Origin of the sequence: Staphylococcus sp. EG-SA-10 (assembly GCF_017151945.1) — a bacterium.
In the GTDB taxonomy this organism is placed as follows: domain Bacteria; phylum Bacillota; class Bacilli; order Staphylococcales; family Staphylococcaceae; genus Staphylococcus; species Staphylococcus aureus.
The window spans coordinates 1-26,822 of record NZ_JACVZJ010000029.1; the positions used below are offsets into that span (position 1 = coordinate 1).

General features: G+C 31.3%; 24 protein-coding genes. 19 read left to right on the forward strand and 5 right to left on the reverse strand.

What is annotated here, in order from left to right; all coding sequences use genetic code 11:
• The first annotated feature begins 588 nt into the window (after nucleotides 1–588).
• The 9 genes from IDG45_RS12610 (at nucleotide 589) to fumC (ending at nucleotide 9,404) form a co-directional block, all read left to right on the forward strand.
• Nucleotides 589–1,650: a PTS sugar transporter subunit IIC gene (locus tag IDG45_RS12610; protein WP_000063551.1), complete on the forward strand. Its 1,062-nt coding sequence runs from the start codon at nucleotides 589–591 to the stop codon at nucleotides 1,648–1,650.
• A 257-nt stretch (nucleotides 1,651–1,907) separates the two neighbouring features.
• Nucleotides 1,908–3,365, forward strand: a complete 1,458-nt coding sequence (locus tag IDG45_RS12615) for an ABC transporter substrate-binding protein/permease (protein ID WP_000649901.1) — start codon at nucleotides 1,908–1,910, stop codon at nucleotides 3,363–3,365.
• On the forward strand, nucleotides 3,358–4,080 hold the full coding sequence (locus IDG45_RS12620; RefSeq protein ID WP_000590809.1) for an amino acid ABC transporter ATP-binding protein: 723 nt from the start codon (nucleotides 3,358–3,360) through the stop codon (nucleotides 4,078–4,080). Before IDG45_RS12615 ends, IDG45_RS12620 begins: the two co-directional genes overlap by 8 nt.
• 150 nt (nucleotides 4,081–4,230) lie before the next feature.
• Nucleotides 4,231–5,358 carry a tRNA epoxyqueuosine(34) reductase QueG gene (queG, locus tag IDG45_RS12625; protein WP_178134855.1) on the forward strand — a complete coding sequence of 376 codons (1,128 nt, stop codon included), beginning with the start codon at nucleotides 4,231–4,233 and terminating at the stop codon, nucleotides 5,356–5,358.
• Nucleotides 5,359–5,362: 4 nt separating this feature from the next.
• The gene (gene trmL / locus IDG45_RS12630; protein WP_000181394.1) at nucleotides 5,363–5,833 is read left to right on the forward strand and encodes a tRNA (uridine(34)/cytosine(34)/5-carboxymethylaminomethyluridine(34)-2'-O)-methyltransferase TrmL; all 471 of its coding nucleotides are present in this window, start codon (nucleotides 5,363–5,365) and stop codon (nucleotides 5,831–5,833) included.
• 158 nt (nucleotides 5,834–5,991) lie between these two features.
• On the forward strand, nucleotides 5,992–6,591 hold the full coding sequence (locus tag IDG45_RS12635; protein ID WP_001251219.1) for a 6-phosphogluconolactonase: 600 nt from the start codon (nucleotides 5,992–5,994) through the stop codon (nucleotides 6,589–6,591).
• Between the two features lie 24 nt (nucleotides 6,592–6,615).
• Complete coding sequence (locus IDG45_RS12640) at nucleotides 6,616–6,768, forward strand: SAS053 family DNA gyrase inhibitor (RefSeq protein ID WP_000031110.1); 153 nt, start codon at nucleotides 6,616–6,618, stop codon at nucleotides 6,766–6,768.
• 659 nt (nucleotides 6,769–7,427) lie between these two features.
• Nucleotides 7,428–7,823, forward strand: coding sequence for a hypothetical protein (locus IDG45_RS12645; protein WP_000901023.1), 396 nt, complete (start codon nucleotides 7,428–7,430; stop codon nucleotides 7,821–7,823).
• A 195-nt stretch (nucleotides 7,824–8,018) separates the two neighbouring features.
• A complete protein-coding gene (gene fumC / locus IDG45_RS12650; protein ID WP_000116225.1) occupies nucleotides 8,019–9,404 on the forward strand; it encodes a class II fumarate hydratase in 1,386 nt (461 codons plus the stop codon).
• A 450-nt stretch (nucleotides 9,405–9,854) separates the two neighbouring features.
• Here fumC and IDG45_RS12655 read toward each other — a convergent pair whose 3' ends face one another.
• The gene (locus tag IDG45_RS12655; protein WP_000669377.1) at nucleotides 9,855–10,676 is read right to left on the reverse strand and encodes an RluA family pseudouridine synthase; all 822 of its coding nucleotides are present in this window, start codon (nucleotides 10,674–10,676) and stop codon (nucleotides 9,855–9,857) included.
• A gap of 162 nt (nucleotides 10,677–10,838) precedes the next feature.
• Here IDG45_RS12655 and IDG45_RS12660 point away from each other — a divergent pair, with 162 nt between their 5' ends.
• The 8 genes from IDG45_RS12660 (at nucleotide 10,839) to yhaM (ending at nucleotide 20,969) form a co-directional block, all read left to right on the forward strand.
• Nucleotides 10,839–11,951, forward strand: a complete 1,113-nt coding sequence (locus IDG45_RS12660) for a GAF domain-containing sensor histidine kinase (RefSeq protein WP_000437965.1) — start codon at nucleotides 10,839–10,841, stop codon at nucleotides 11,949–11,951.
• A gap of 21 nt (nucleotides 11,952–11,972) precedes the next feature.
• Nucleotides 11,973–12,596: a response regulator gene (locus IDG45_RS12665; RefSeq protein ID WP_001045133.1), complete on the forward strand. Its 624-nt coding sequence runs from the start codon at nucleotides 11,973–11,975 to the stop codon at nucleotides 12,594–12,596.
• Nucleotides 12,597–12,951: 355 nt separating this feature from the next.
• On the forward strand, nucleotides 12,952–13,416 hold the full coding sequence (gene xdrA / locus IDG45_RS12670; protein ID WP_000375864.1) for an XRE family transcriptional regulator XdrA: 465 nt from the start codon (nucleotides 12,952–12,954) through the stop codon (nucleotides 13,414–13,416).
• Nucleotides 13,417–13,594: 178 nt separating this feature from the next.
• Complete coding sequence (locus tag IDG45_RS12675) at nucleotides 13,595–14,719, forward strand: DUF445 domain-containing protein (RefSeq protein ID WP_000992514.1); 1,125 nt, start codon at nucleotides 13,595–13,597, stop codon at nucleotides 14,717–14,719.
• A 68-nt stretch (nucleotides 14,720–14,787) separates the two neighbouring features.
• Entirely contained in the window at nucleotides 14,788–15,132 is a 345-nt protein-coding gene (locus IDG45_RS12680; RefSeq protein WP_000290301.1) for a YlbF/YmcA family competence regulator, read from the forward strand.
• A 776-nt stretch (nucleotides 15,133–15,908) separates the two neighbouring features.
• Nucleotides 15,909–17,105 (forward strand): metallophosphoesterase family protein, encoded by a 1,197-nt coding sequence (locus tag IDG45_RS12685; RefSeq protein ID WP_031927462.1) that lies wholly within the window; start codon nucleotides 15,909–15,911, stop codon nucleotides 17,103–17,105.
• Entirely contained in the window at nucleotides 17,095–20,031 is a 2,937-nt protein-coding gene (locus IDG45_RS12690; RefSeq protein WP_000584628.1) for an ATP-binding protein, read from the forward strand. The genes IDG45_RS12685 and IDG45_RS12690 overlap by 11 nt, the downstream gene beginning before the upstream one ends.
• Nucleotides 20,028–20,969: a 3'-5' exoribonuclease YhaM gene (yhaM, locus tag IDG45_RS12695; protein WP_001244175.1), complete on the forward strand. Its 942-nt coding sequence runs from the start codon at nucleotides 20,028–20,030 to the stop codon at nucleotides 20,967–20,969. Before IDG45_RS12690 ends, yhaM begins: the two co-directional genes overlap by 4 nt.
• 120 nt (nucleotides 20,970–21,089) lie before the next feature.
• On the opposite strand, the gene prsA is transcribed toward yhaM, so the two are convergent.
• The 4 genes from prsA to IDG45_RS12715 all read right to left on the reverse strand — a co-directional run bounded on the left by prsA (nucleotide 21,090) and on the right by IDG45_RS12715 (nucleotide 24,476).
• Entirely contained in the window at nucleotides 21,090–22,052 is a 963-nt protein-coding gene (gene prsA, locus IDG45_RS12700; RefSeq protein WP_000782118.1) for a peptidylprolyl isomerase PrsA, read from the reverse strand.
• 204 nt (nucleotides 22,053–22,256) lie between these two features.
• Nucleotides 22,257–22,814: a DUF3267 domain-containing protein gene (locus tag IDG45_RS12705; protein WP_000477959.1), complete on the reverse strand. Its 558-nt coding sequence runs from the start codon at nucleotides 22,812–22,814 to the stop codon at nucleotides 22,257–22,259.
• 732 nt (nucleotides 22,815–23,546) lie between these two features.
• Entirely contained in the window at nucleotides 23,547–23,912 is a 366-nt protein-coding gene (locus tag IDG45_RS12710; RefSeq protein ID WP_000648118.1) for a YtxH domain-containing protein, read from the reverse strand.
• 141 nt (nucleotides 23,913–24,053) lie between these two features.
• Nucleotides 24,054–24,476 (reverse strand): HIT family protein, encoded by a 423-nt coding sequence (locus IDG45_RS12715; protein ID WP_000004981.1) that lies wholly within the window; start codon nucleotides 24,474–24,476, stop codon nucleotides 24,054–24,056.
• 133 nt (nucleotides 24,477–24,609) lie between these two features.
• On the opposite strand from IDG45_RS12715, the gene ecsA reads away from it, so the two are divergent.
• Both ecsA and ecsB read left to right on the forward strand, forming a co-directional pair.
• Nucleotides 24,610–25,350: an ABC transporter ATP-binding protein EcsA gene (gene ecsA / locus IDG45_RS12720; RefSeq protein WP_000216874.1), complete on the forward strand. Its 741-nt coding sequence runs from the start codon at nucleotides 24,610–24,612 to the stop codon at nucleotides 25,348–25,350.
• On the forward strand, nucleotides 25,343–26,566 hold the full coding sequence (gene ecsB, locus IDG45_RS12725; protein WP_001245758.1) for an ABC transporter permease EcsB: 1,224 nt from the start codon (nucleotides 25,343–25,345) through the stop codon (nucleotides 26,564–26,566). The genes ecsA and ecsB overlap by 8 nt, the downstream gene beginning before the upstream one ends.
• Nucleotides 26,567–26,822 lie beyond the last annotated feature (256 nt).

Genomic DNA, 26,822 nt, shown 5'->3' on the forward strand with positions numbered 1-26,822 from the left:
AAGGAGAAAAAAAGAAGACAACCAAGCCCAATAATGGACTGGCCGCCTAATAATAAAAACTCTAAAAGTTGTAATTTAAAATAGTTCTTTAAATTATATACCCACCACATTTGGTGGAGAACCATAAAAGTGGCACTCAAATGGCACACGTCTTAATAGGCTCTATGTCAAATTTTAATGATGTGTTCAATATAGGAAGTTAAGCAACTATACATTGTTTAACTTCTTTTTTTGGTATTACATTAATGATAATGACTATATTATCTGGGGTTATGTATTTGTTTTAAGTTTTCTAATAAAATATTTGTAAAAGTGCTATTTTATTCTGCTTTATACCAAGTCGATTCAATTTATCTATCTTAAAAGTAATATGGCTATTTTAATATTTACAATTTATTACAATATTAGTCACAGGATGTAATTAGTAGTATTTTAAAATTAACATGACATTGATTAGTGAGTTGATTGTTCAAATTTGCTTTATTCCTTTTGTGGATTGTTATATTTAGATTAAATTAGCCAACTAATCATTGTTAAAGTTAATTTTCTATAATATGATGAGTTTAATGTTCAAATTGGAGGTCGTTTATGAGTAACGCAAAGAATGCTGATAATAAACAGTTTTTCAGTAAGATTTTAAATTCTATTGGTGCTGGTGTTGTTATTGCACTTGTTCCGAATGCTTTATTAGGTGAAGTATTAAAAATATTTAAAAGTGGTAATGAAATTTTAGAATTAACGTATCAGTTAGTGATATTAATTCAATCATTTATGGCATTTATTATTGGGGTTTTAGCTGCTCATCAATTTAAATTTAATGGCGCAGGTGCTGCTATAGTAGGTACATCAGCTATGATTGGTTCAGGTGCTGTTGTATATAGCAATAATAGTTTTATGTTAAAAGGTATAGGTGACATTATAAATACGAGTTTGGTTGTTATTATTGCATGTCTTATATATATGGTATTACAAAACAAACTTGGATCTTTTGAATTAATTATTTTACCAGTTTTAGTACCTATCGTTAGTGGGGGTATCGGTCTAATCACATTACCTTACATTCGAAAAATTACTCAAGCAATTGGAAATGTAATTCATTCTTTTACAGACTTAAATCCGTTGTTAATGTCTATACTTATTAGTGTGGCATTTTCATTATTAATGGTAACACCAATATCGTTAGTAGCGATTGCAACTGCGATTAGTTTAAACGGGCTAGGAAGTGGAGCAGCAAACCTAGGTATAGTGGCTGCCTGTGTTACTTTCTTATTTGGCTCATTGCGTGTCAATTCTATTGGTGTAAATGCAGTTTTACTCATAGGAGCTGCAAAAATGATGATCCCAGTTTACTTGAAAAATTTAATTATTTCGATACCATTGACTATAAATGGAATAATTACTGGAATCATTGCTTACGTTCTTCAGGTTAAAGGAACACCATTGTCTGCTGGATTTGGATATACAGGATTAGTTGGCCCAATAAATGCATTTAACCGAATGTCAGGTGATCCAACAATGAATATTATTTTATTAGCTCTTGGTTATTTTGTCATACCATTTGTATCGGCGTTTATTGTTCATGAATTGTGTAAAAAATTCATTCCTATATATTCCAATGATATTTATAAATTTGAAGTTCCAAAACAATAATTTATAGCTTGATGACAAGAATAAGTTTTGATATATGATAAATATAGGCGTTACTGTCAATAAGATATTGATAGTAGCGCTTTTTTTGATTGATTTTAAAATGTAAGAATTGTTCGCGTATAATAGGGATTTTTTAAGTTAAGTCTTTTAAAAAGAAGCTTTTCTTTATATTGATAAAAATACATTTATAAAACACTATTGCATCAAAATGTATTAATATGTATAATTATGAATATTAATTAGGGAGGGCTGTATAAATGAAGTGTTTAATTAGGTTTATATTAGTATTAGGGTTGTTAATTAGCAGTGCTATGGTGTATATCAATCCCACAGCACATGCTGAACAAGATCAAGCATGGGAGAAGATTAAAGAACGCGGTGAACTTAGAGTGGGTCTTTCTGCAGATTATGCACCAATGGAATTTGAGCATACAGTTAATGGTAAGACTGAGTATGCAGGTGTAGATATTGATTTAGCTAAAAAAATTGCGAAAGATAATAATTTAAAATTAAAAATCGTCAATATGTCATTTGATAGTTTGTTAGGAGCTCTTAAAACTGGAAAAATTGATATTATTATTTCCGGAATGACTTCAACGCCTGAACGTAAGAAGCAAGTTGATTTTTCAGATTCATATATGATGACTAAAAATATCATGCTTGTAAAGAAAGATAAAGTTAATGAATATAAAGATATCAAAGACTTTAATAATAAAAAAGTAGGGGCACAAAAGGGAACTGAACAAGAAAAAATCGCTCAAACCGAAATTGAAAATGCATCTATTACTTCATTAAGCCGTTTACCAGACGTTATATTAGCTCTGAAAAGTGGAAAGGTTGAAGGTGCTGTAGTTGAAAAACCTGTAGCAGAAGCATATTTAAAACAAAATCCTAAATTAGGAATTTCCAATGTGAAATTTAATGAAGAAGAAAAAGATACAGTGATAGCAGTGCCAAAAGATTCACCAAAATTATTGTCACAAGTTAATAAAACGATTAAAGAGGTTAAAGATAAAGGATTAATCGATAAATATATGACTAATGCTGCAAATGCGATGAATGATGACAGTGGTTTTATTTCTAAGTATGGTAGTTTTTTCTTGAAAGGAATTAAGATTACAATATTAATTTCACTTATCGGTGTTGCATTAGGTTCTATTTTAGGTGCATTCGTTGCGTTAATGAAATTAAGTAAAATAAAAATTATTTCATGGATTGCCTCTATCTATATCGAAATATTAAGAGGAACACCAATGTTAGTTCAAGTATTTATCGTATTCTTTGGTATAACTGCTGCATTAGGACTAGATATTTCAGCTCTTGTTTGTGGAACAATTGCATTAATTATTAATTCCTCAGCTTACATTGCTGAAATTATTCGTGCAGGTATAAATGCTGTTGATAAAGGCCAAATGGAAGCCGCACGTAGTCTAGGTTTGAATTATAGACAAACGATGAAAAGTGTAATTATGCCACAAGCAATTAAAAACATTTTACCAGCTTTAGGTAATGAATTTGTCACTTTAATTAAAGAATCATCTATTGTGTCAACAATTGGAGTTGGCGAAATTATGTTTAATGCACAAGTGGTTCAAGGTATTTCATTTGACCCATTCACACCATTACTAGTGGCAGCAGCATTATACTTTGTCTTAACATTTGTACTAACACGCATTATGAACATGATTGAAGGGAGATTGAATACCAGTGATTAAAATAAACAATCTTAATAAAGTTTTTGGAGATAATGAAGTCTTAAAAGATATCAATCTTGAAATCAATCAAGGGGAAGTAGTAGCAATAATAGGTCCATCTGGTAGTGGTAAAAGTACATTGTTAAGATGTATGAATTTATTAGAAGTACCCACTAAAGGTCAAGTGATTTTTGAAGGCAATGACTTAACGGAAAAAGGGACACAAGTAGATAAACTACGTCAAAAAATGGGTATGGTATTTCAAAACTTCAACCTATTTCCACATAAAAAAGTTGTCGATAATATTATTTTAGCTCCTAAATTATTAAAGAAAGATAATAACGATGAATTGCATAAGGAAGCATTGTCGTTATTAGATAAAGTGGGATTAAAAGAAAAAGCAGATGTATATCCGAATCAATTATCAGGTGGTCAAAAACAAAGGGTAGCAATTGCAAGAGCTTTAGCAATGCATCCAGATGTTATTTTATTCGATGAACCAACTTCAGCATTAGATCCTGAGGTAGTTGGTGATGTATTAAAAGTAATGAAAGACCTAGCCAAAGAAGGTATGACCATGGTGGTTGTGACACATGAAATGGGATTTGCCAAAGATGTAAGTGACAAAGTCATATTTATGGCAGATGGCGTTGTCGTAGAGTCAGGCACACCAGTCGAAATATTTGAACAACCGCAACATGAAAGAACACAAAATTTCTTAGCAAGAGTATTATAACAACCTAACGAAGCTTGAATATATGATGCGCACCACAAAGTTATATCATATATTCAAGCTTTTTATTATTAAAATTATGTGAAATGAAACCTCAATATGAATAATGGTTGTGTTAAAATAACATAGTATTATTTTATGGGGGGCATACGATTGGATACAAAGCAGTTAAAGCAAGATATCATTGACTATGCATATACAATTGGTATCGACAGTATTGGATTTACTACTGCCGATCCCTTTGATGAATTGAAGCAAAAGCTAGAAGCATATCATGCAAATGGTTATGCCTCAGGATTTGAAGAATCTGATATTGCTTTACGAACGGAGCCTAAATTATCCTTACCAACAGCAAGGTCAATCATAGCAATTGCAGTTGGTTATCCTAACAAACTGAAAGGTGCACCTAAGAGTGTTAGAGGTGATCGCAGAGGCTTATTTGCTAGAGCATCGTGGGGTCAAGATTATCATACAATTATGCGTAAACGATTAGACATGTTAGCTGCATTTATTGAATCTAAAGTTCCAGATGTTGAAATCAAATCTATGGTAGATACGGGTGTATTATCAGATAGGGCAGTAGCAGAACGTGCAGGTTTAGGATTTGTTGGTCGTAATGGCTTTGTCATCAATCCTAAACTAGGAACATGGACATACCTCGGTGAAATGTTAGTCAGTATACCTTTTGAACCTGATAATCCATTATTAGATAGCTGTGGTGATTGTACAATTTGTGTTGATCGTTGTCCAACAAGTGCATTAGTTGGAAATGGCCAATTAAATAGTCAGAAATGCATTAGTTTTTTAACGCAAACAAAAGGCTATATGCCTGACCAATATCGTTATAAAATTGGGAATAGATTATATGGTTGCGATACGTGTCAACAAGTTTGCCCGAAAAATAGAGGTATTAATACCGAACAAGATGACATCATTTTGGAACCAGAAATTTTAAAGCCAAGATTAGTACCTTTACTACGTATGTCTAATAAAGAATTCAAACAAACATATGGTCACCTTGCAGGTGCTTGGCGTGGTAAAAAACCGATACAACGAAATGCTATTTTAGCATTGGCGCATTTTAATGAAGTGGATGCAATTCCAGAATTGAAAAAAGTTGCAACAACAGATGAAAGACCGATGATTCGAGCAACTGCTTATTGGGCTATTGGTCAAATTCTTGGGGAAGAAGCAAGAGATTTTATCAATGCAAATTATGATCAAGAGGATGCAGAGGTTCAGAATGAAATGATAAAAGGATTAGACACAAGGAGAGAATAGTAATATGACAAATCATATCGTTTTATATCAACCAGAAATCCCAGCTAATACTGGTAACATTGCACGTACGTGTGCAGGTACAAACACACATTTACATTTAATTAAACCTCTTGGATTTAGAACTGATGATAAAATGTTAAAAAGAGCCGGTTTAGATTATTGGGAATTTGTAAATATTACGTATCATGATAGTATTGAAGCATTTTTTGAAGCCACAAATGGCGAGTATTACTTATTAACAAAATTTGGTAAAAAGACTTATAGTGATTTTGATTTTTCAAATCATGACAAAGATTTTTACTTCATTTTTGGAAAAGAAACGACAGGATTACCAGACTGGGTGAAAGAGAAATATCAAGACACAGCGTTAAGAATTCCTATGAGCGAACATATTCGTTCATTAAATTTATCAAATACTGCTGCGTTGTTAATTTATGAAGCGTTACGTCAACAAGATTTTCCAGGATTGAATTAAAATTTACTCATTTTCATTATAAAAATGATGCTTAAGTGCTATATTTAGAGTATAAGCATGTTAAAGTTAAATGGTTTGATATATTGAAAGTTAGGGTATAATAATTATTAATATCGCCGTTTTTATGTAAAATGCAAACTAAGAGGAGTGTAGAAATCATGGCAATGAACTTTAAAGTCTTTGACAATAGTCAACTTGTAGCAGAATATGCTGCTGATATTATTAGAAAGCAATTTAACAATAATCCTACTACAATTGCAGGTTTTCATTTAGATACTGATCAAGCGCCAGTACTAGATGAATTAAAGAAAAATATTGAAAAACATGCTGTTGATTTTAGCCAAATAAATATTTTAGATTATGACGATAAAAAATCATATTTCGAAGCGTTAGGTGTACCAGCAGGTCAAGTTTATCCAATTGCTTATGAAAAAGATGCAATCGAATTAATCGCTGATAAGATTAAAACTAAAGAAAATAAAGGGAAATTAACATTACAAGTTGTTTCTATCGATGAGCAAGGTAAGTTAAATGTTAGTATTCGTCAAGGACTAATGGAAGCAAGAGAAATTTTCTTAGTAGTGACTGGTGCTAATAAACGAGATGTAGTTGAAAAATTATATCAAGAAAATGGTAAAACAAGCTTCGAACCAGCCGATTTAAAAGCACATAGAATGGTAAATGTTATTCTTGATAAAGAAGCGGCTGCAGGTTTACCTGAAGATGTTAAAGCTTACTTTACGTCACGCTTTGCTTAATTAAAAATCTGTGAGGTATTGATTATGTCTAAAGACAAAGATCCAAAATTAAATTATCATGAAGAAGAAAACAGTATGGTAACTGATTTTGAAGATTTAAAAGAATTAGGTAAAGAAATGGAACGAATTTCTGATCAAAATGATCAAGAAAAGAATTCTGAAGAAGACAGTCAGTAAAGTATTATAATTGTGTAATATTCAGCTATTTATGATGTAAACAATGAATATTATAGAACCTATATCAAATAGGATTGATAATCTTGAATATGAAGTTAGGTAGCATTTTGTTACCTAGCTTTTTTATTATATTCATAGAAGCTGACTTTTCGCCAGCTTCTGAGTTTGAGGCCCCGCCAACTTGCAATGTCTGTAGAAATTGAGGATCCAATTCCACTATGTTTGGGCCCGCCAACTTGCACGTTATTCTAAGATGACTTTCAGCCAGTTTCAGTGTTGGGGCCGTTTCCCCAACTTGCAATGTCTGTAGAAATTGGAAATCCGATTTCACTATGTTGTGGTCCGTTTCCCCAACTTGCACGTTATTGTAAGCTGACATACCGAAGCTTCTATGTTGAGGCCCGCAGTATACTACTGCCGATATAACTTTGTAAAGCATAAAACATTGATTTGTGTACCAGACATAGTAATATATCAAAAAATCAATTTTAAATATTAAAACAACATTTAAACGGAATTGATAATTAAATACCCCAGACATAATTGAAAGAAGTCATCTATCATTAATATTTTTAATGAAATCATTAAACCGCGTTTCTTAATATGCCAAGATTATGATATGCTATTGAAGAATGAAATTAGAGGAGATTTATATATTTATGTTAGGAAAATACTGGATTCAATTATTGATAGCAACAGTTATTATAAGTTTAATATCAATTAAAGCTTTTCCATTGGCAATTGGGGCATTATATTTACCTGTTATTTTCAAAGTAATAAAATTACAACTCAATTTATCAAAAGGATTAATCGATGATGTTAATGCGCAAACATTCATTAAAAGTAATCAATCAGGTATTGTAATAAGTGTAATTTGTTGTTTATTAATAACAGGAATATTGTATTATACACTTGATGGGTTTTATGCGAGTTTAACAGGAGTATTAGGTACGCTTGTTGCTCTAAATCCATATACGACAATTGTTAGTGCTGTATTATATATACTTACAGCTATTGCTACGGTTGAAGCTACTAAAACAAAGTATCGTAATTAAACTTAGTTCAACAATAACTAAATAATGATAGATAACACACTAATCGTATGACCGTATCTCTGTAATAAAGGATGGGCATGTGCGATTAGTGTATTTTTATTTCAAATTATGAAAACGTTTTAATCATAAATTGCTCAATTAAATTATTTAATGATATACTACAGTTAAATAAACAGTGATAAGGGGAGAAATTGAATGTCAGTAAGAATTGAACATGATACTTTTGGAGAAATAGAAGTACCTGCAGATAAATATTGGGGTGCTCAAACAGAAAGAAGTAAACGTAATTTCCCAGTTGGTAAAGAGCGTATGCCAATCGAAGTAGTTTATGGTTTTGCACAACTAAAGCGTGCAGCAGCATTAGCTAATTTTGATTTAGGAAAATTAAGCGAGGCAAAGAAAGATGCCATTGTATACGCATGTGATCAAATTTTATCAGGTGAATTAGATGAACACTTCCCACTAGTTGTATGGCAAACAGGAAGCGGTACACAAAGTAATATGAATGTGAACGAAGTAGTAAGTTATGTTGCTAATCTGTATTTAAAAGATCATCAAAGTGATGAAAGTATCCACCCAAATGATGATGTAAATAAATCACAAAGTTCGAATGATACATTTCCAACTGCTATGCACGTTGCATTATATCAAGAGGTTGAAACAAAATTAGAACCTGCATTAAAACTTTTAAGAAATACATTGAAAGAAAAAGAAGATAAATTTGATTCAATTATTAAAATTGGTCGTACACATTTACAAGATGCAACGCCGATCAAACTAGGACAAGAGATTAGTGGCTGGCGTTATATGCTTGACCGTTGCGAAACAATGTTATCTGAATCTAAGAAGCACATTTTAAATCTTGCCATCGGTGGTACGGCTGTTGGTACTGGTATTAATGCGCATCCTGAATTTGGTGATAAAGTGGCACATTATATTTCAGAAAATACGGGTTATCCATTTGTATCTTCTGAAAATAAATTCCATGCATTAACAGCACATGATGAAGTAGTACAACTACACGGAACATTGAAGGCGCTAGCAGGAGACTTAATGAAAATTGCTAATGATGTGAGATGGTTGGCTTCAGGACCACGAGCTGGTTTGGCAGAAATTTCTATCCCTGAAAATGAACCAGGTTCATCAATTATGCCTGGTAAAGTTAATCCTACACAATGTGAAATGTTAACAATGGTTGCAGTCCAAGTAATGGGTAATGATACAGTTGTTGGCTTCGCAAGTTCACAAGGTAACTTTGAATTGAATGTTTATAAACCAGTTATTATGCATAATACACTACAATCAATTTACCTTTTAGCTGACGGTATGGAAACATTTAATAACAATTGTGCAGTGGGCATTGAACCAATCGAAGAGAATATTGATAATTATTTAAATCAATCATTAATGTTAGTTACTGCATTAAATCCACATATTGGTTATGAAAAAGCTGCTCAAATTGCTAAGAAAGCCCATAAAGAAGGTTTAACTTTAAAAGAATCTGCAATTCAAACTGGATATGTTACAGAAGAACAATTTGAAGCATGGATTAAACCAGAAGATATGGTAGATCCTCATTAATTAAATATTAATATAAAATAAAGTTTGGGCATTACAGGTAGATGTAGTGTTCAAGCTTTATTTTTTTGTCTATGTCAAATTGAACTTATAAGTCCGATTTGATATAGAGGCATGAAAGAAAAAACTTTTCATGGAGTCCGTTTTATTATAGAACCTATTTTTTTTATGATGAATTGTTGTACATGTATTGGCCAAACAACCTGTGATAAAAATCTTATGATGTCATGTATTGTCCATAGATACACGTAACGCAGTTGAAAATATCCAAGAATGCTATAAAATGAAAAATTACTAAAATATCAAAATATAAAATCCTAAGCATCGTAAAAAACATAAAAAAACCGAACATCTGAAAAAATTAATAATTTTCCATCTATCCGATTTAAGTTGATACTTGATTTAGTTACAATGCAGTATTGCATATTTAAATATCATGCCAAACTAAACAAATTAGTCATCCAAAGAAACGGAAATGACTTCCTTAGTCAAGGGATGCACAAACTCTATTTTGTAACTTTCAAGTTCTAATTGTCTTAACGTTGAATCACCGTATAAAGGATCACCAATAACTGGGTGGCCAATTTCAGCTAAATGCACACGAATTTGATGAGTACGTCCAGTATCCAACTTGATTTCAAGTTGGCACACAGTTTCTTTTATCATTTTTGAAGTTAAAATGTGTGTAATTGCACGCTGTCCAGTAGGAGACACACGTCGTTTATTCGAATGGAATTTATCTTTACCAATTGGCATATCAATCGTTTGTGGTTTTAAAGGTAAAAGTGCCTTAACATTTGCTTTGTATATCCGCGTAATATCATTGTCTTCTAACATGCGATCAAGAATTTTTTTCATTAAAGGGTTTTTAGCAACAATTAATAATCCTACTGTTTCCTGGTCCAGTCGATGAATTGGTTCGACATAGTCACTATCAATAGTGTAAATCACATGATTCATTAAAGTATTGCTTTCTTTTAAATCATTAGGGTGGGTCTTAACACCTTTAGGTTTCATTACGATTGCCATATCATCGTCTTCGTATTTAATTTGTGCATAACGATAACTTGGAACATAATTACTTTTTTCATCGATGGTTGGAACAAATACATCGTCGCCAGTATGCACTTTATCCATTAATCGCGCAGGTTTATCATTAATAGTAATATCTTTAGACATATTTAAATGATGTAAATCTTTTTTAGGTACCTTAAGTTGTTGGAAAATATCTCGTAAACTTAAGTCATTAAAGTTTTCTGGTATTTTAAATTTCATAAAATCCTCCTATAGTCTTTAATATCATATCACAAATCAGTTCTCCGAAATATAACTATTAAGTAATCAAGGCCATTTTATCATGTTCACGTCTAAGATTTAAAAATATAATAACTCAATGTATAATAGTTAATACACGTAAAAATGAATTGGAGCGATTTGATGGAACAAAGGACGCGACTAGCTTTATTAAAAGAGATTGCCGAATTTTTAAACGAAGAAACTGAAATGTATAGCATGACCCAAGGTGCTTTAAAATATTTAATTGAGGGCAGTAATTTCACGACAGGCTGGATATTTTTCATCAATAGCGTAGGTGAACATGAACTTGTATCACATGTGGCTTTACCACAATCTTTGACAGCAGACCACTGTCACTATATTAAAGATGGGTCTTGTTGGTGTGTGAAAGCATTTAATCAACGTAGGCTAATGAAAGCGTCGAATATCGTCAATTGTTCTCGTATTAACTTAGCCTCTAAAGCATTTCCTAGCCAAAATGACAATATTACACATCATGCAACGGTACCACTTAAATCGGGTCAAGAACAATTCGGCATTTTAAATGTAGCGTCACCAAATACTGAAATATATAGTGATGAAGATTTAGAGTTGCTTGAGTCTGTCGCATTTCAATTAGGCTCAGCCATCAAACGTATTTATTTAACAGACCGTGAAAAAGAAGCAGCAAAAATTAATGAACGTAATCGTTTAGCTAGAGATTTACATGATTCAGTAAATCAAATGTTATTTTCTGTAAAACTAACAGCACATGCTGCGTATGGCATGTCAAACGAAGCCATCGCTAAACAAGCATTCAAGACGATTGAGGAAACGAGTCAAAATGCCGTTAATGAAATGCGTGCATTGATTTGGCAACTTAAGCCAGTTGGACTTGAGCAAGGTTTAATTCATGCTTTGACAGCATATAGTAAATTAATGCATATACAATTAAATGTAAATGTAGAAGGTTTAATCGATTTATCTAATGAAATCGAAGAAAACATATACAGAGCATTACAAGAGTGTATTAATAATGTTAAGAAACATGCTGATACGAATAAAATGGATCTTACATTAAAACAAATGAACGATATACTATATATTGAAGTGATTGATTATGGTCATGGATTTGAGATCGATAATGTTCAGATAGCTTCATCACACGGTATAAATAACATAAAACAAAGAGTTAAATTATTAAGAGGTAAAGTGATCTTTCATTCTCAGCCAACAAAGGGTACACAAATACAATTCACAATTCCTATAAAATAGCTTGATTTAAGGAGATAACCCATGAACAAAGTAATATTAGTAGATGACCATTATATTGTGCGACAAGGATTGCGATTTTTATTATCCACGATTGAAAACATAGAAGTTTTACAAGACTTTGCAGATGGAGAAACATTTTTAGAATATTTAAAAGAGCATGAGCACCCTGATATTGTGCTATTAGATTTAGTGATGCCTGGCATGAATGGTATTGAAATTACGGAATATATTAAGGCACATTATCCGGATATTAAAGTTTTGGTATTAACAAGTTATGTTGATGATGAACATGTAATTTCAGCAATCAATAAAGGTGCTGATGGTTATGAAATGAAAGACGTTGAGCCTCAGCAATTAATTGAAACTATTAGACGAGTTATGAACGGTGAAAAAATGATACATCCTAAGGCACAAGATGTATTCGAAACAGTTAGCCAAAAACCACACTACACGAATAAGTTGTCAAAGAGAGAAATTGAAGTGTTACGTGAAATGGTTAAAGGTAAAACAAATAAAGAGATAGCAGAAACTTTATTTGTATCTGAAAAAACAATTAAAACACATGTCAGTCATATATTTAGTAAATTACAAGTTAGCGATCGTACACAAGCAGCAATTTATGCAATGGAAAATAAGTTGATTTAGAATGAGCTTTTAAATATTTGTCGAAAAATAGACAATTTTTAATCTGATTTTGATGATTTTTTTATAGCGATAGGGTTTATTATACAGTTTTCTTTGTAAATTTGATATCATTATAAAAGTGTAAGTTTTATCAAATCTAGTGATTATGCATAAAATTTTACTTCGTTTACTTTCGCTTCATTATAAAGTAAACTTAACTCTTGTTGACTTGATCAAAATTTAATACAAATGTGAAATTGACTCTTTTCATTTTATTAAAAATATATTAAGATGTAATCTGTGTTTCAAGAAATGTGTATTATTGCAATTTCTTGTGTCCGGATAAAATTCCCCAAACAGAAAGGTAGATAACAGAATGGATAGACAGAGTTTTACAGATTTAATTCAAACAAAATTTAAAATGGTTCGTATAGAGGCTGGTTATACGCAAGATACTATGGCGCAAACAATTGGACTTTCTAAAAAGACTTTAGTACAAATCGAAAAAGAGAGAGTATTACCAAACTGGACAACTTGTATTTCAATTTGTGCATTATTCAGAGACTCTGAAGTATTAAACAGTACATTTGGCTGTGATCCATTAGAAATCGTTCAAACAATTTCAAGAAATCACTGTGCATATCCAAACCATGCACCAACAAGTGATATTTATTGGAATAACATTGAGACTCGTAATGGGTACATTTTACAAAGTAACAAAGTAAGCAATATTTATCGTGTATTAAATCCAGATAACCAACCAATTTTCGGTACTTCTAAAATGAGAGAAGCTGAAACATACTTTAACAGAAATGCTAAAGAAGAATTAGTACATATCTAGGCCTATATACTTTTAATAAATAATAAAAGCGATGTAACACACCTGTTTCGAGAGGTGAGGCATCGCTTTTTGTATGTAAACTAATAATAAATTGAGCAGAAAGTGAAATGATTAATGAATTAAAAAATAAAAATAGTGGTATAATGAATAACTATGTTGTCACAAAGGAGTCAAAATTATGAATGCACTATTTATTATCATATTTATGATTGTAGTAGGGGCGATAATTGGTGGCATTACTAATGTAATTGCAATTAGAATGCTGTTTCACCCCTTTAAACCATACTATATATTTAAATTTAGAGTCCCATTTACACCAGGTTTAATACCGAAAAGACGCGAAGAAATTGCAACTAAAATTGGCCAAGTGATTGAAGAGCATTTGCTTACAGAAACTTTAATTAATGAAAAATTAAAAAGCGAGCAATCACAGCAAGCAATAGAATCTATGATTCAACAGCAGTTACAAAAGTTGACGAAAGATCAATTGTCAATAAAACAAATTACTTCTCAAATCGATATTGATTTAGAACAAGTATTACAAACTAATGGAAATCAATATATTGCATCACAATTGAATAATTATTATACAAATCATCAAAACCAAACAATAGCATCTTTATTGCCAAATCAACTTGTAACATTTTTAGATCAGCATGTAGATAACGCAACAGACTTATTATGTGATCGTGCAAGAAATTATTTATCATCTGCAAAAGGCACACAAGATATTAATGATATGTTGGATACTTTTTTCAATGAGAAAGGTAAGTTAATTGGTATGTTGCAAATGTTTATGACAAAAGAGAGCATTGCAGATCGAATTCAACAAGAACTTATACGTTTAACATCTCATCCTAAAGCAAGAGCAATTGTGACATCGTTAATTACCAATGAATATCAAACTTTTAAAGATAAACCATTGAATGAACTGTTAGATGCGTCGCAGTTTAATGAAATCGCTGAAAATCTATCAATGTATGTAACAACATATGCAAGCAAACAAGCGAATAAACCAGTGGTTACGTTAATGCCTCAATTCGTTGATTATTTAGAAGGTCAACTCTCTAGCAAATTAGCAAATTTAATCATTGAACAATTATCGATTCACTTATCTACAATTATGAAAAAAGTGGACTTACGAGGATTAATTGAAGAACAAATTAATACGTTTGACTTAGATTATATTGAAAAATTAATTATAGAAATTGCTAACAAAGAACTAAAGTTGATTATGTCATTAGGTTTCATTTTAGGTGGTATTATTGGATTTTTCCAAGGTTTGGTTGCAATCTTTGTCTAAAAAAGCGAGATGTGGTAAAGTAATATCGAACGTTTTAATAAACATCACAACAAAGGAGTGCTATAACCATGGCAGTAAATTTATATGATTATGCAAATCAATTAGAACAAGCTTTAAGAGAAAGCGAAGAATACAAAGCAATCAAAGAAGCATTCGCTAATGTAAAAGCTAACGAAGAATCTAAAAAGTTATTCGACGAGTTCCGTGAAACTCAAATTAACTTCCAACAAAAACAAATGCAAGGTGAAGAAATTGCTGAAGAAGATTTACAAAAAGCGCAAGAACAAGCGCAAGCAATTGAAAAAGATGAAAACATCTCTGCATTAATGAATGCTGAACAAAAAATGAGTCAAGTATTCCAAGAAATCAACCAAATTATCGTTAAACCATTAGACGAAATTTACGCTGACTAATATTAAAATAATATTTTTAATCCTTTAAATAGGGGAATAGACTGCCGACAGAGTCCGAGACTTTGTGGGTAGTTTTTTTAGTTTTGATAACAGAAGTTAGAGTTTCTATGTCAAATTGGCCAGATGCGTTCAGTACCGGAAGTTAGGCTAGTAAGCGTGTCCTAACTTCTTTTTTGCATTTTGGAGTGTAAAGTTTTCAACATAATACTATTAGTTCGGTCATGTATCGGACTGATGGAAAAGTGTTTCACTTTTAATGACTCATTAAGAACGGTCTGAAAATGTTTGGCGTATTAAGTGCAATGATAGTTTTGACATTTAGCTTCTAATTGGTGATTAATGTCGAGCAGAACTAGTAGAGTAAACGTGTAAATCGTTAATGTGTCAGTTGGTTCACTAGTGGTGTTAACAACTACGGAAATTGCATTTCCGACTTAAATTTTTGAAAAAAATTAGCGTACGCTACAAATAAAATTTTAAACTGTTATAAATGTGTCTCAATTTCATATGTTCATCGACGATATGAAGCGTATTATGGTAAAATGAAGAAATAATAAACTTGTTAATAAATAAAACATCACGATTTGACTAAAGCACTTTATTATTGTGTAGATAATAATTTTTTAACGAAATAAAAATAAAAATGGCGACTGGTTTTAATAAATCAGCTAATGAATCACTACACCTATAAGTATGAATATAGTGATTAGAATGCTTTGTATAGTTGGATTTTGCAAAATTGATGTTAGAACCTTTAATTAAGGAGATATGGATGTATGGTTAAATTTATTCATTGTTCGGATTTACATTTAGATAGTCCTTTCAAATCTAAGAGTCATATAAGCCCTAAAATTTTTGAGGATGTTCAAAAAAGTGCTTATGAAAGTTTTAAAAACATTGTAGATATTGCATTACAACAAGATGTTGATTTTGTAATTATCGCGGGTGATTTATTTGATAGTGAAAACAGAACATTACGTGCTGAAATTTTCTTAAAACAGCAATTTGAACGTTTACAAAATGAACAAATCTTTGTTTATGTTTGTCATGGTAATCACGACCCATTATCATCAAAGATTTCATCAAACTGGCCAGATAATGTTTCTGTATTTTCAAATAAAGTTGAGACGTATGAAGCAATTACTAAATCTGGTGAAACAATTTATATTCACGGATTTAGTTATGAAAATAGAGCAAGTTATGAGAACAAGATTGATGAATATCCGTCAAGTCAAGGCCAAAAAGGCATACATATTGGTGTCTTGCATGGTACGTACAGTAAATCTTCTGTTAACGAAAGATATACCGAGTTCATTTTAGAAGATTTAAACAGTAAATTGTATCATTATTGGGCTTTAGGTCATATACATGAACGTCAACAATTAAGTGATATGCCTGTAATTAACTATTCAGGTAATATTCAAGGTAGACATTTTAATGAGCAAGGTGAAAAAGGTTGCTTATTAATCGAGGGTGACCACTTAAAATTAAAAACTAAATTTTATCCTACACAGTATATTAGATTTGAAGAAGCAACTATTGAAACGGATAAGACATCTAAGCAAGGCTTATACGAGGTCATTCAAAGCTTTAAAGAACAAGTGAGAGAAGAAGGAAAAGCCTTTTATCGTTTAACGCTTGTTATTAATAGTGAGACATTAATTTCACCTCAAGATTTATTACAAGTTGAAGAAATGATTACAGATTATGAAGAAAACGAAAATCAATTTGTATATATTGATGAGTTAAAAATACAATATGCACAAAATGATGAATCACCTTTAGTTAATGAATTTTCAGCGGAATTATTAGTCGATCAAACTGTTTTTGATAAAGCGATGTCAGACTTATATTTAAATCCAAGGGCATCTAAGTTCCTAGACGATTATGGAACATTCGACCATACAGCATTAGTTAATCGTGCTGAAGAAATATTAAAAGCTGAAATGAGAGGTGAACAAAATGATAATTAAATCACTTGAAATTTATGGTTACGGTCAATTTGTTCAACGTAAAATTGAATTTAATAAAAACTTCACTGAAATTTTTGGTGAAAATGAAGCGGGTAAATCGACGATTCAAGCATTCATCCATTCTATATTATTTGGTTTTCCAACTAAAAAGTCTAAAGAGCCAAGACTAGAACCACGTCTAGGTAACCAATACGGTGGTAAATTAGTACTTATTCTTGATGATGGCTTAGAGATTGAAGTTGAACGAATTAAAGGCAGTGCTCAAGGTGATGTGAAAGTATATTTACCTAATGGTGCTGTGCGTGATGATGCTTGGTTACAAAAGAAACTTAATTATATTTCTAAAAAGACATATCAAGGTATCTTTTCATTTGATGTACTAGGGCTTCAAGACATTCATAGAAATCTAAATGAAAAACAATTGCAAGATTATTTATTACAAGCAGGGGCTTTAGGATCAACTGAATTCACGTCAATGCGCGAAGTTATTAATCGTAAAAAAGATGAATTATATAAAAAATCAGGTAAAAATCCAATCATTAATCAACAAATTGAGCAATTAAAACAACTAGAAAGTCAAATTCGTGAAGAAGAAGCTAAACTAGAAACATATCATCGCTTAGTAGATGATCGAGATAAATCATCACGTCGATTAGAGAATTTAAAGCATAATTTAAATCAATTATCAAAAATGCATGAAGAAAAACAAAAAGAGGTTGCTTTACATGATCATTCACAAGAATGGAAGTCTCTAGAACAACAGTTAAATATTGAGCCAATCACTTTTCCAGAAAAAGGTGTGGATCGTTACGAAAAAGCACGAGCGCATAAGCAATCGTTAGAAAGAGATATTGGTTTAAGAAATGAGCGTTTAGCTCAACTTAAAGAAGAAGCGACTCAATTAGAGCCGGTTAAACAATCTGATATTGACGCCTTCATTAGTTTGAATCAACAAGAAAATGAAATTAAAAATAAAGAATTTGAACTTACTGCAATCGAAAAGGATATTGCGAATAAACAACGTGATAAAGATGAATTGCAAGCAAATATTGGTTGGTCTGAAACGCATCATGACGTAGATAGTTCAGAGGCAATGAAAAGTTATGTCAGTGAGCAAATCAAGAATAAACAAGAACAAGCGGCATACATTAAGCAATTAGAACGTAGTTTAGAAGAAAATAAAATCGAAGATAATGCGGTTCATAGCGAACTAGATTCTGTTGAAGAAAAAATAGTTCCTGAAGAGACTTTTGAAAAGAAAAAAGAATACTCACAACAAGTCATTGAATTAAACGAAAAAGAGAACTTGTATAGCAAATTGAAAGAACGTTTCGAAATTGAGCAACAAGAAAAACAAAAACGTCAAAAATTGTTACGAACAACGTTTATTCTTTTAACATTAGTAGGTATTGGTTTAACTGCCTTCTCATTTATTTCAAACAACATGTTGTTTGGTATTATTTTCGCAGTATTAACTTTAGTATTTGTTATCGGTATCATCATGTCTAAATCAAAAGAAGTAGATTATAGCGAGGCCATCACAGATGAAATCGAAGAAATTAAAGCACAACTAGCCATTTTAGATGAAAACTATGACTTAGATTTTGATCTTGATGAGCAATATCGCATTCGTGATCACTGGCAACAAGCTTTGAAAAATAAAGATATTTTAGAAGAGAAACGTCAGTATATTGAAGGTCGTTTAAATGATGCGAAAGGGCGTCATGATGAATTGCAATCGACAGTTGAAAACGTTAAGGATGAATTATACTTATCATCTAAAATTTCAAATGATTTAATTGTTGATAGTATTTCTACAATGGCGAATATTAAAGCATTAGATCAACATATCAGTGATTTAAATCAACAACGCCAGCAATTGGTTCAAGAATTAGATACATTCTACAATCATGCTGAAGCTGTTACAAAATCACAATTTGTTTATTTCAACAAATTATCTTTATTCCACGATGTGCAACAATGGTTGAAATCAGCTGAAGACACGAATGAAAAATGGCGTATTAATGCTGAAAATACCAAACTTGTTACAAATGAATTAAATCATTTAAATGCTCAATTAGAAGAAAATAATAAAGAAATTACAGCACTATTCGATTTTATCAATGTTGGTACTGAAGAAGATTTTTACCAACATCATGAAGATTACCAAACTTATACTAGTAATTTGAGTCGTTTTAATGATTTAACTAAATATCTTGAGAACCAAAACTATTCTTATGAATTAAGTTCTAGTTTAAGTGAAAAAACAACAGCACAACTTGAAGAAGAAGATCATTTATTGGCTACTCAAGTTGACGAATACAATGAGCAATATCTTGAAATGCAAGCACAAGTCAGTGATTTAAGTGCACAAATCAATCACATGGAAACTGATACAACGCTTGCTAATTTGAGACATGAATATCACAGTCTTAAAAATCAACTTAATGATATCGCAAAAGATTGGGCAAGTTTAAGTTATTTACAAAGTTTAGTTGATGAACACATTAAACAAATTAAAGATAAACGTTTGCCTCAAGTTATTAATGAAGCGGTAGAAATATTGAAGCATTTAACAGATGGCAGATATACGATGATTAACTATAATGAAGATTCAATTACGGTTAAACATGTTAATGGTCAATTATATGATCCTGTTGAACTAAGCCAATCTACAAAAGAATTACTTTATGTAGCTTTACGTATCAGTTTAATTAAGGTACTACGACCATATTATCCGTTCCCATTAATTGTTGATGATGCATTTGTTCATTTTGATAAAAAACGTACTGAAAAAATGTTGAATTATTTACGATCATTATCAGAACACTATCAAGTACTATACTTTACATGTGTAAAAGATAATATTGTTCCATCAAAAGAAGTGATTACATTAAACAAAATAGAGGAAGGCGGGAAACGATGAGAAATATAGAGAATCTAAATCCCGGAGATTCAGTTGATCACTTTTTCTTAGTGCATAAAGCTACACAGGGTGTAACAGCACAAGGTAAAGATTATATGACATTACATTTGCAAGATAAAAGTGGTGAAATTGAAGCGAAATTTTGGACGGCTACAAAAAATGATATGGCAACAATCAAGCCTGAAGAAATTGTACATGTTAAAGGTGACATCATAAACTATCGCGGAAATAAACAGATGAAAGTCAACCAAATTAGACTAGCGACAACTGAAGATCAATTAAAAACAGAACAATTTGTAGATGGTGCACCTTTATCACCGGCAGAAATACAAGAAGAGATTTCTCATTATTTGCTAGATATTGAAAATGCTAATTTACAACGTATCACACGTCATTTATTGAAAAAATATCAAGAACGATTTTACACATATCCAGCTGCTAGTTCTCATCATCATAACTTTGCGAGTGGCTTAAGCTATCATGTATTAACGATGTTACGTATTGCAAAATCAATTTGTGACATTTATCCATTGTTAAACAAAAGTTTGTTATATAGTGGTATTATTTTGCATGATATTGGTAAAGTTAGAGAATTAAGTGGTCCTGTTGCGACGTCGTATACAGTCGAAGGTAACTTATTAGGACACATCTCGATTGCGAGTGATGAAGTAGTTGAAGCAGCTCGTGAATTGAACATTGAAGGAGAAGAAATCATGTTGTTAAGACATATGATTTTATCTCATCATGGTAAGTTAGAGTATGGTTCGCCAAAACTGCCATACTTAAAAGAAGCAGAAATTTTATGCTATATTGATAATATCGATGCTAGAATGAATATGTTTGAAAAGGCTTATAAAAAAACTGACAAGGGTCAGTTTACAGATAAAATATTTGGTCTTGAAAATCGTAGATTCTACAATCCTGAATCACTCGATTAAGAATTAAAAGATATCGGACAGATGAGTATACTGAAACATGAGCTCATCTGTCCGATTTTTAATGCGATAAAACCGAGCGGCCGTGGTATGATTTTTGAACCACGGTCGCTCGGTTTTGTGTTATTGGCTCATGCCGGATTGTCCGCCTTTTGCGCCACCTTGTTTAAGTTTTTCAGGGTTTAAGATTTTATCTTCGACAACTGATTTAATATCACGATCTTTAAAGTCAACATCGTATTCTTTTAATAGATCTTTGTATGCATCAGTTAATAATTTTGGATTTTTTTGTACTTTCTGATCGACTAATTTTTCTTTCAGGCTTTGTTTTTCACTGTTAAAGTCTGTTGGTTTATCAGCTTTAATAATATGATATCCAAAGCTTGATTTAACAACGTCTGATACTTCACCATCTTTAAGTTTAAATAGTGCTTTTTCAAAATCTTTATCAGTTTGTCCTTTAAGAACATAACCTAATTCGCCATCTTTTTTAGCTGAACCAGTATCCATTGATTCTTTTTTAGCGATTTCACCAAATTTACTTGGATCTTTTGAAACTTCTTTTTGAATTTCTTCAGCTTTTTGTTTCGCTTCTTTATCATCTAAGCCTTCTTTGTCGCTTTTCTTAGATTTAACTTTAATTAAAATGTGTGAAGCTTTCTTGCTGTCTTCTTTAATTTCAGAATCAGAGATTTTAATTTTATCTGATAGTAATTCTTTATGATAAGCAGCAGTACGTAAATTTTCTTTATATTTATCGGCTGTTAAACCTTGCTGTTGAAGGGCCTTTTCAAATTTATCTTTACCACCGTATTGCTTTTGCATTTTTTCAATTTGTTCGTCAATTTTCTTATCATTAACTTTATTTTTATATTTATCAGCTAAAATTTTATTTAACATTTCAGTAAATGATGCATTTGCAATTTGATCTTTACCGATTTTTTTCATTGTATCTGCAACTGTTACATCTCCAGCTTTAGAAGAAATTAATGTATTTTCTTTAGAGTCTGTGGCACTAGCGCCACAAGCGCCTAATAATAAAGCACTAGCTGTTACCGGAACGATTAATTTGTTTATCATCTTCATAGTTGAAACTCCTTTGTAAGTTAATCATCGTGAATATAACATAGTTTTATATTATCACCAATCAATAACCCATGACATCAGACTAGAGCATTAGGTTTAGGGGTAGAAATTGATGAAAATAAAAAAACAAGGTCTATATACATTTGATTGTAAGCTATTACATAGCCTAAAAACAAATAATAACACCTTGCTATAATTATTTTGTTATAAATGATATGGATTTTTAATTTTTTTCAAAATATTAATACCTGTACTATGTTCTTCTATATATTGTCCATAATTAGAAAATATAATTATTTTTAAATATAATAAATCTGTAATGGAAATGCCGAAATTCAATGCCAATAAGAACATAAAATAATGTCCATATTGCGGGAATGAAATTGTTAGATAAACGAACATTGCAGATAAGATAATTAACGGCAATATTAAATTAATGCAAAAATAAAATTTGTGTACAGGTTGATTGACGTAGGTATTATAGAATATAAGCCATTTTCTTTTAGTCAACTTATGAACTTTAAAAGATTTTCTATATGGTAAGAAAAATAATAAATGTATACTTTTATGTAATGGATACGTCATAAATACAAGTAATAAAAAGATGAGAAAATGTCTATCTGATAATGGCGTATTAGATAAAAAATACATTACTTCATAACTAACTAAAAACATAATGATGGTTGCAACTGCACTCATAAATGCAATTCTAGGCAAACCAAATCGTGCATTGATATCAATTTGTCTTTTACATAAAAACATATCTTACGCCTCATCTCTTTTCAATATAAGTTAGATTATAACTAACTCAGGTTCAGTAATTCAATAGTAACATATCATGTTAGAAGAATTGTTATATATGAAGAAAGGGGCGACGTATTGTTTGATTTGAAACGCGAAAGTGGGGATTGGTAAAATTGTCTGATTGACTAGCGTAGAAGTAGAATGCAGAACAAATTTCTGCGAACACATATTCTTGCTAATAAAGCATTACTTATGAAAAAGGCGCGTGTGACATGAGTATTTGAAAACTTGGATAATATAAAAAATGGATATGGCAGGGCATATGCAAAAGCATCTTTTGACTAACTAAGTCATACAAATGCTAAAAATATAGTGATATGTAATTATAATAAACACCAGATTAATAATTTGTACAAGTAAGGTATATGTAATGTGTATATGAGATTCGGCTCAATGAAAATATAAGTATGTTGTTTGTCGATAATGATTTAAGTAAAGCGTAATCAAAGTGCGAGGATAATACAATGAATCCTAAGCAATGTTTTCAATCAATTCATAAATATGATTTAAGGGGAAATCACTACAAACAACGTCTTCCTGTAATTTGTATACAAAAGTTCATTTGAGTTATAAAAAAGAGATGACAAGAAATATCTAATTTCTAATGTCATCTCTTTTATTTGGCATTTAATTTTAAAAAATAAATATGCTGTTACTAATAAAAATAGTTGTGATCGAGAACGTAACGTGCTACTTAGAAATTTCGTTTCCAATATCCTCGCCACGATTTTGTAAATTTTCGATGTGTGACTGTAAACGTTCAATATTAGGATTGATGTCAGATTTGAAGTTTCCAAGTAATGACTTAATTTCACCACCAATTGAACTACCAAATTCCGCACTTTCGTTTTTAATTTGAACACCATAGTTTAAAATGTCATTAAAACTTTGTTTAATCGTTTCAAATTCACGTTGTAGTTCTGATTTTGAACCAGTAGGGGCAGTACGATCGATTGTGTTGTTCTTGACACTTTTGTCGTCTCGTCCTTGAAGTGCAACTACAAAACCAGCTGCTACGCCAACACCGATACCGAATAGAATGCGTGATGCTTTCATTTATATTCTCCTCACTTTTAACATCTGTTATCTTGATAACTCATTTTGTTTAAAATTGCTAACCTTGATGTTATCACTTCAAACGCAATTGTTATAATATTAATCATATTATACCCGTTCGAGCTTAGATTAAGCATACATTTAAAATTGTGCTTGAATTTGTTCAGCAATTTGTTGTTTTGCATCGTTATCTAAAATATCTTCATGTGTTTCCCACTTATAACCAAATCCATCAATATCATTTTCATATCGAGGAATTAAGTGGAAATGAATATGAAATACAGATTGATCTGCAAACTCACCATTATTTTGAATAATGTTTAAACCATCAGGATTAAATGCACGCTTAATAGCATTTGCTACTTTAGGTAAAGCTGCACCGATATGTTTCATTGTTTCTTCATCAGTTTCAAAGATATTAGCAGAAGCTTTTTTAGGAATTAATAACGTATGTCCTTTAGTAACTTGTGATATATCTAAAAAGGCATAGACATAATCGTCTTCATATACTTTAAAGCTAGGAATTTCTCCAGTTAAAATTTTGCCGAAAATTGTTTCTGACATGATGACTACACTCCTTTTCAACTTGTATTACCATTCATTATAACATTGTCGCTAAAAATTCGATATTAGGACATGTGTATTTAATATGAGCATTTTATAATTTTTGGTACAATATAAGTCATGGAGGTGCCTTATGACAGTTAAAGTAGAACAGCTTACAGGTGGATATGGAAAACGCCCTGTAATTAAAGATATAAATTTTGAATTAAACAAAGGCGAAATCGTTGGACTTATTGGCCTTAATGGCGCTGGTAAGAGTACAACGATTAAACATATGCTAGGATTGCTTACACCTATGGAAGGATCTCTATCAATTTCAGATATCAACATTAATGATGACATAGAGGCTTATAGAAGAAAGTTATCTTATATTCCGGAATCACCGGTTATTTATGAAGAACTCACATTAGAGGAACACATTGAGATGACAGCAATGGCATATGATATTGATCGTGATGAAGCGATGAATCGAGCAATGCCATTATTAAAGACATTCCGTTTAGAAAATGAATTGAAAGTTTTTCCGAGTCATTTTTCTAAGGGGATGAAACAAAAAGTCATGATTATTTGTGCGTTTATCGTTAATCCCGAATTGTATATTATAGACGAACCATTCCTTGGTCTAGATCCATTAGGAATTCAATCCATGTTAGATTTAATGGTTGAAAAGAAAAATGAAGGTAGAACCGTTCTAATGAGTACACATATTTTAGCAACAGCTGAACGTTATTGTGATCGTTTTATCATACTAGACGAAGGTGAAGTCGTTGCATTTGGAGATTTAGAAGCATTGAGACAACAAACTGGCTTACATAATCAAACGTTAGACGATATATATATTCATGTGACGCAAGGTGGAGATGTACATGCGTAACCAAGCGACCACATTATTTAATAAAAGATTACATGCCCTTCGTAAAGAGAAAAATTATTATAATAAGTTTATATTTAATGGTCATTTCATGGTCTTTTTACTTATTTTGCTGGGTGCATTTATTTTTGGATATGGTGAATGGTTAAAACATATTCCAACGAATATCAATTTTGCATTAATAGCAGCAGTGATTGTTGCGTTGACATCCATTTTTCCAATGCGACCACTCCTAAAAGAAGCGGATAAAATCTTTTTATTACCATTTGAAAAACACATGTCTCAATTTATGCGCCATGCGATTTTATATAGTTACTTTGCGCGCATATTAATCCAACTCATTATTGTTATTGTAATGTTCCCGTTGTTTTACAATATTAATCAACATAATGTGACATTTTATATTTGTTTTGGAGTCAGTGCGTTAATTTTTCCATATGTTGGTTTACGCTTAAGATGGCAATGGTATCAATCGGGACTTAAAACATGGCAAGTTAATTTAATATCATTCATCATCTTTGCTCTAACATATTACTTACTATTAGCTCCAAAATGGTACATCGTATTTGTGATGGTTGCTTTGCCTGTGTTAATAGAATTTTTAGTTAAAAAATATAAACCTGGCTTTTTGTATCCTTGGGAGAAAATGATTGCAATCGAACATCGACATCATATGAATTATTATAAATTTGTTAATATGTTCACCGATGTAAAACATTTGAAGGAATCTGCAGTCAGAAGAAGTTTTCTAGATATACTTTTACCAGTTCCAAAGGGTAGTAAATTTAACTCTAATGCGATGTATTTATTCTTATTTATTAGAAGCTTTATAAGAGGGAGAGACGCATTTAATATTATCTTTAGATTAGTAATTATTGCAGTTTTACTTATGGTTTGGTTATCATATCCATTAGTGACAGCAATTATTGGGTGTTTATTTGTATATATTATATTGTTACAAATGGCACAATTTTATTCTCAACAAGCATATGGCTTATGGCCTCAAGTGTGGCCTGTACCTGAAGAGAAGGTAATCAAAGGGTATGAACAGTTTTTATATAGATTGATGTTTGTTATTTGTACTGTGTTTTCAGTGACATTTATTATAAAACATATGACGTTATTCTATGTTGTACTCATTTTCTATATTGTAGGTTTATTAACGATTAGAAGTATTATTAAAAAGTTAAAATATCAGGAAACATTATTACGAGACTAAAAAACTTCCATTGGCATGTATGTTGTAAAGGTGCATGTAATGTTGAACGCCAAATGATACGGCGTTCAGATTACATTAGCATCTATACGTTAACAGCATAACCAATGGAAGTTTTCTTCGAATCTATTCTTTTAGGTTCTCCACCAAATGTGGTGGGTATATAATTTAAAGAACTATTTTAAATTACAACTTTTAGAGTTTTTATTATTAGGCGGCCAGTCCATTATTGGGCTTGGTTGTCTTCTTTTTTTCTCCT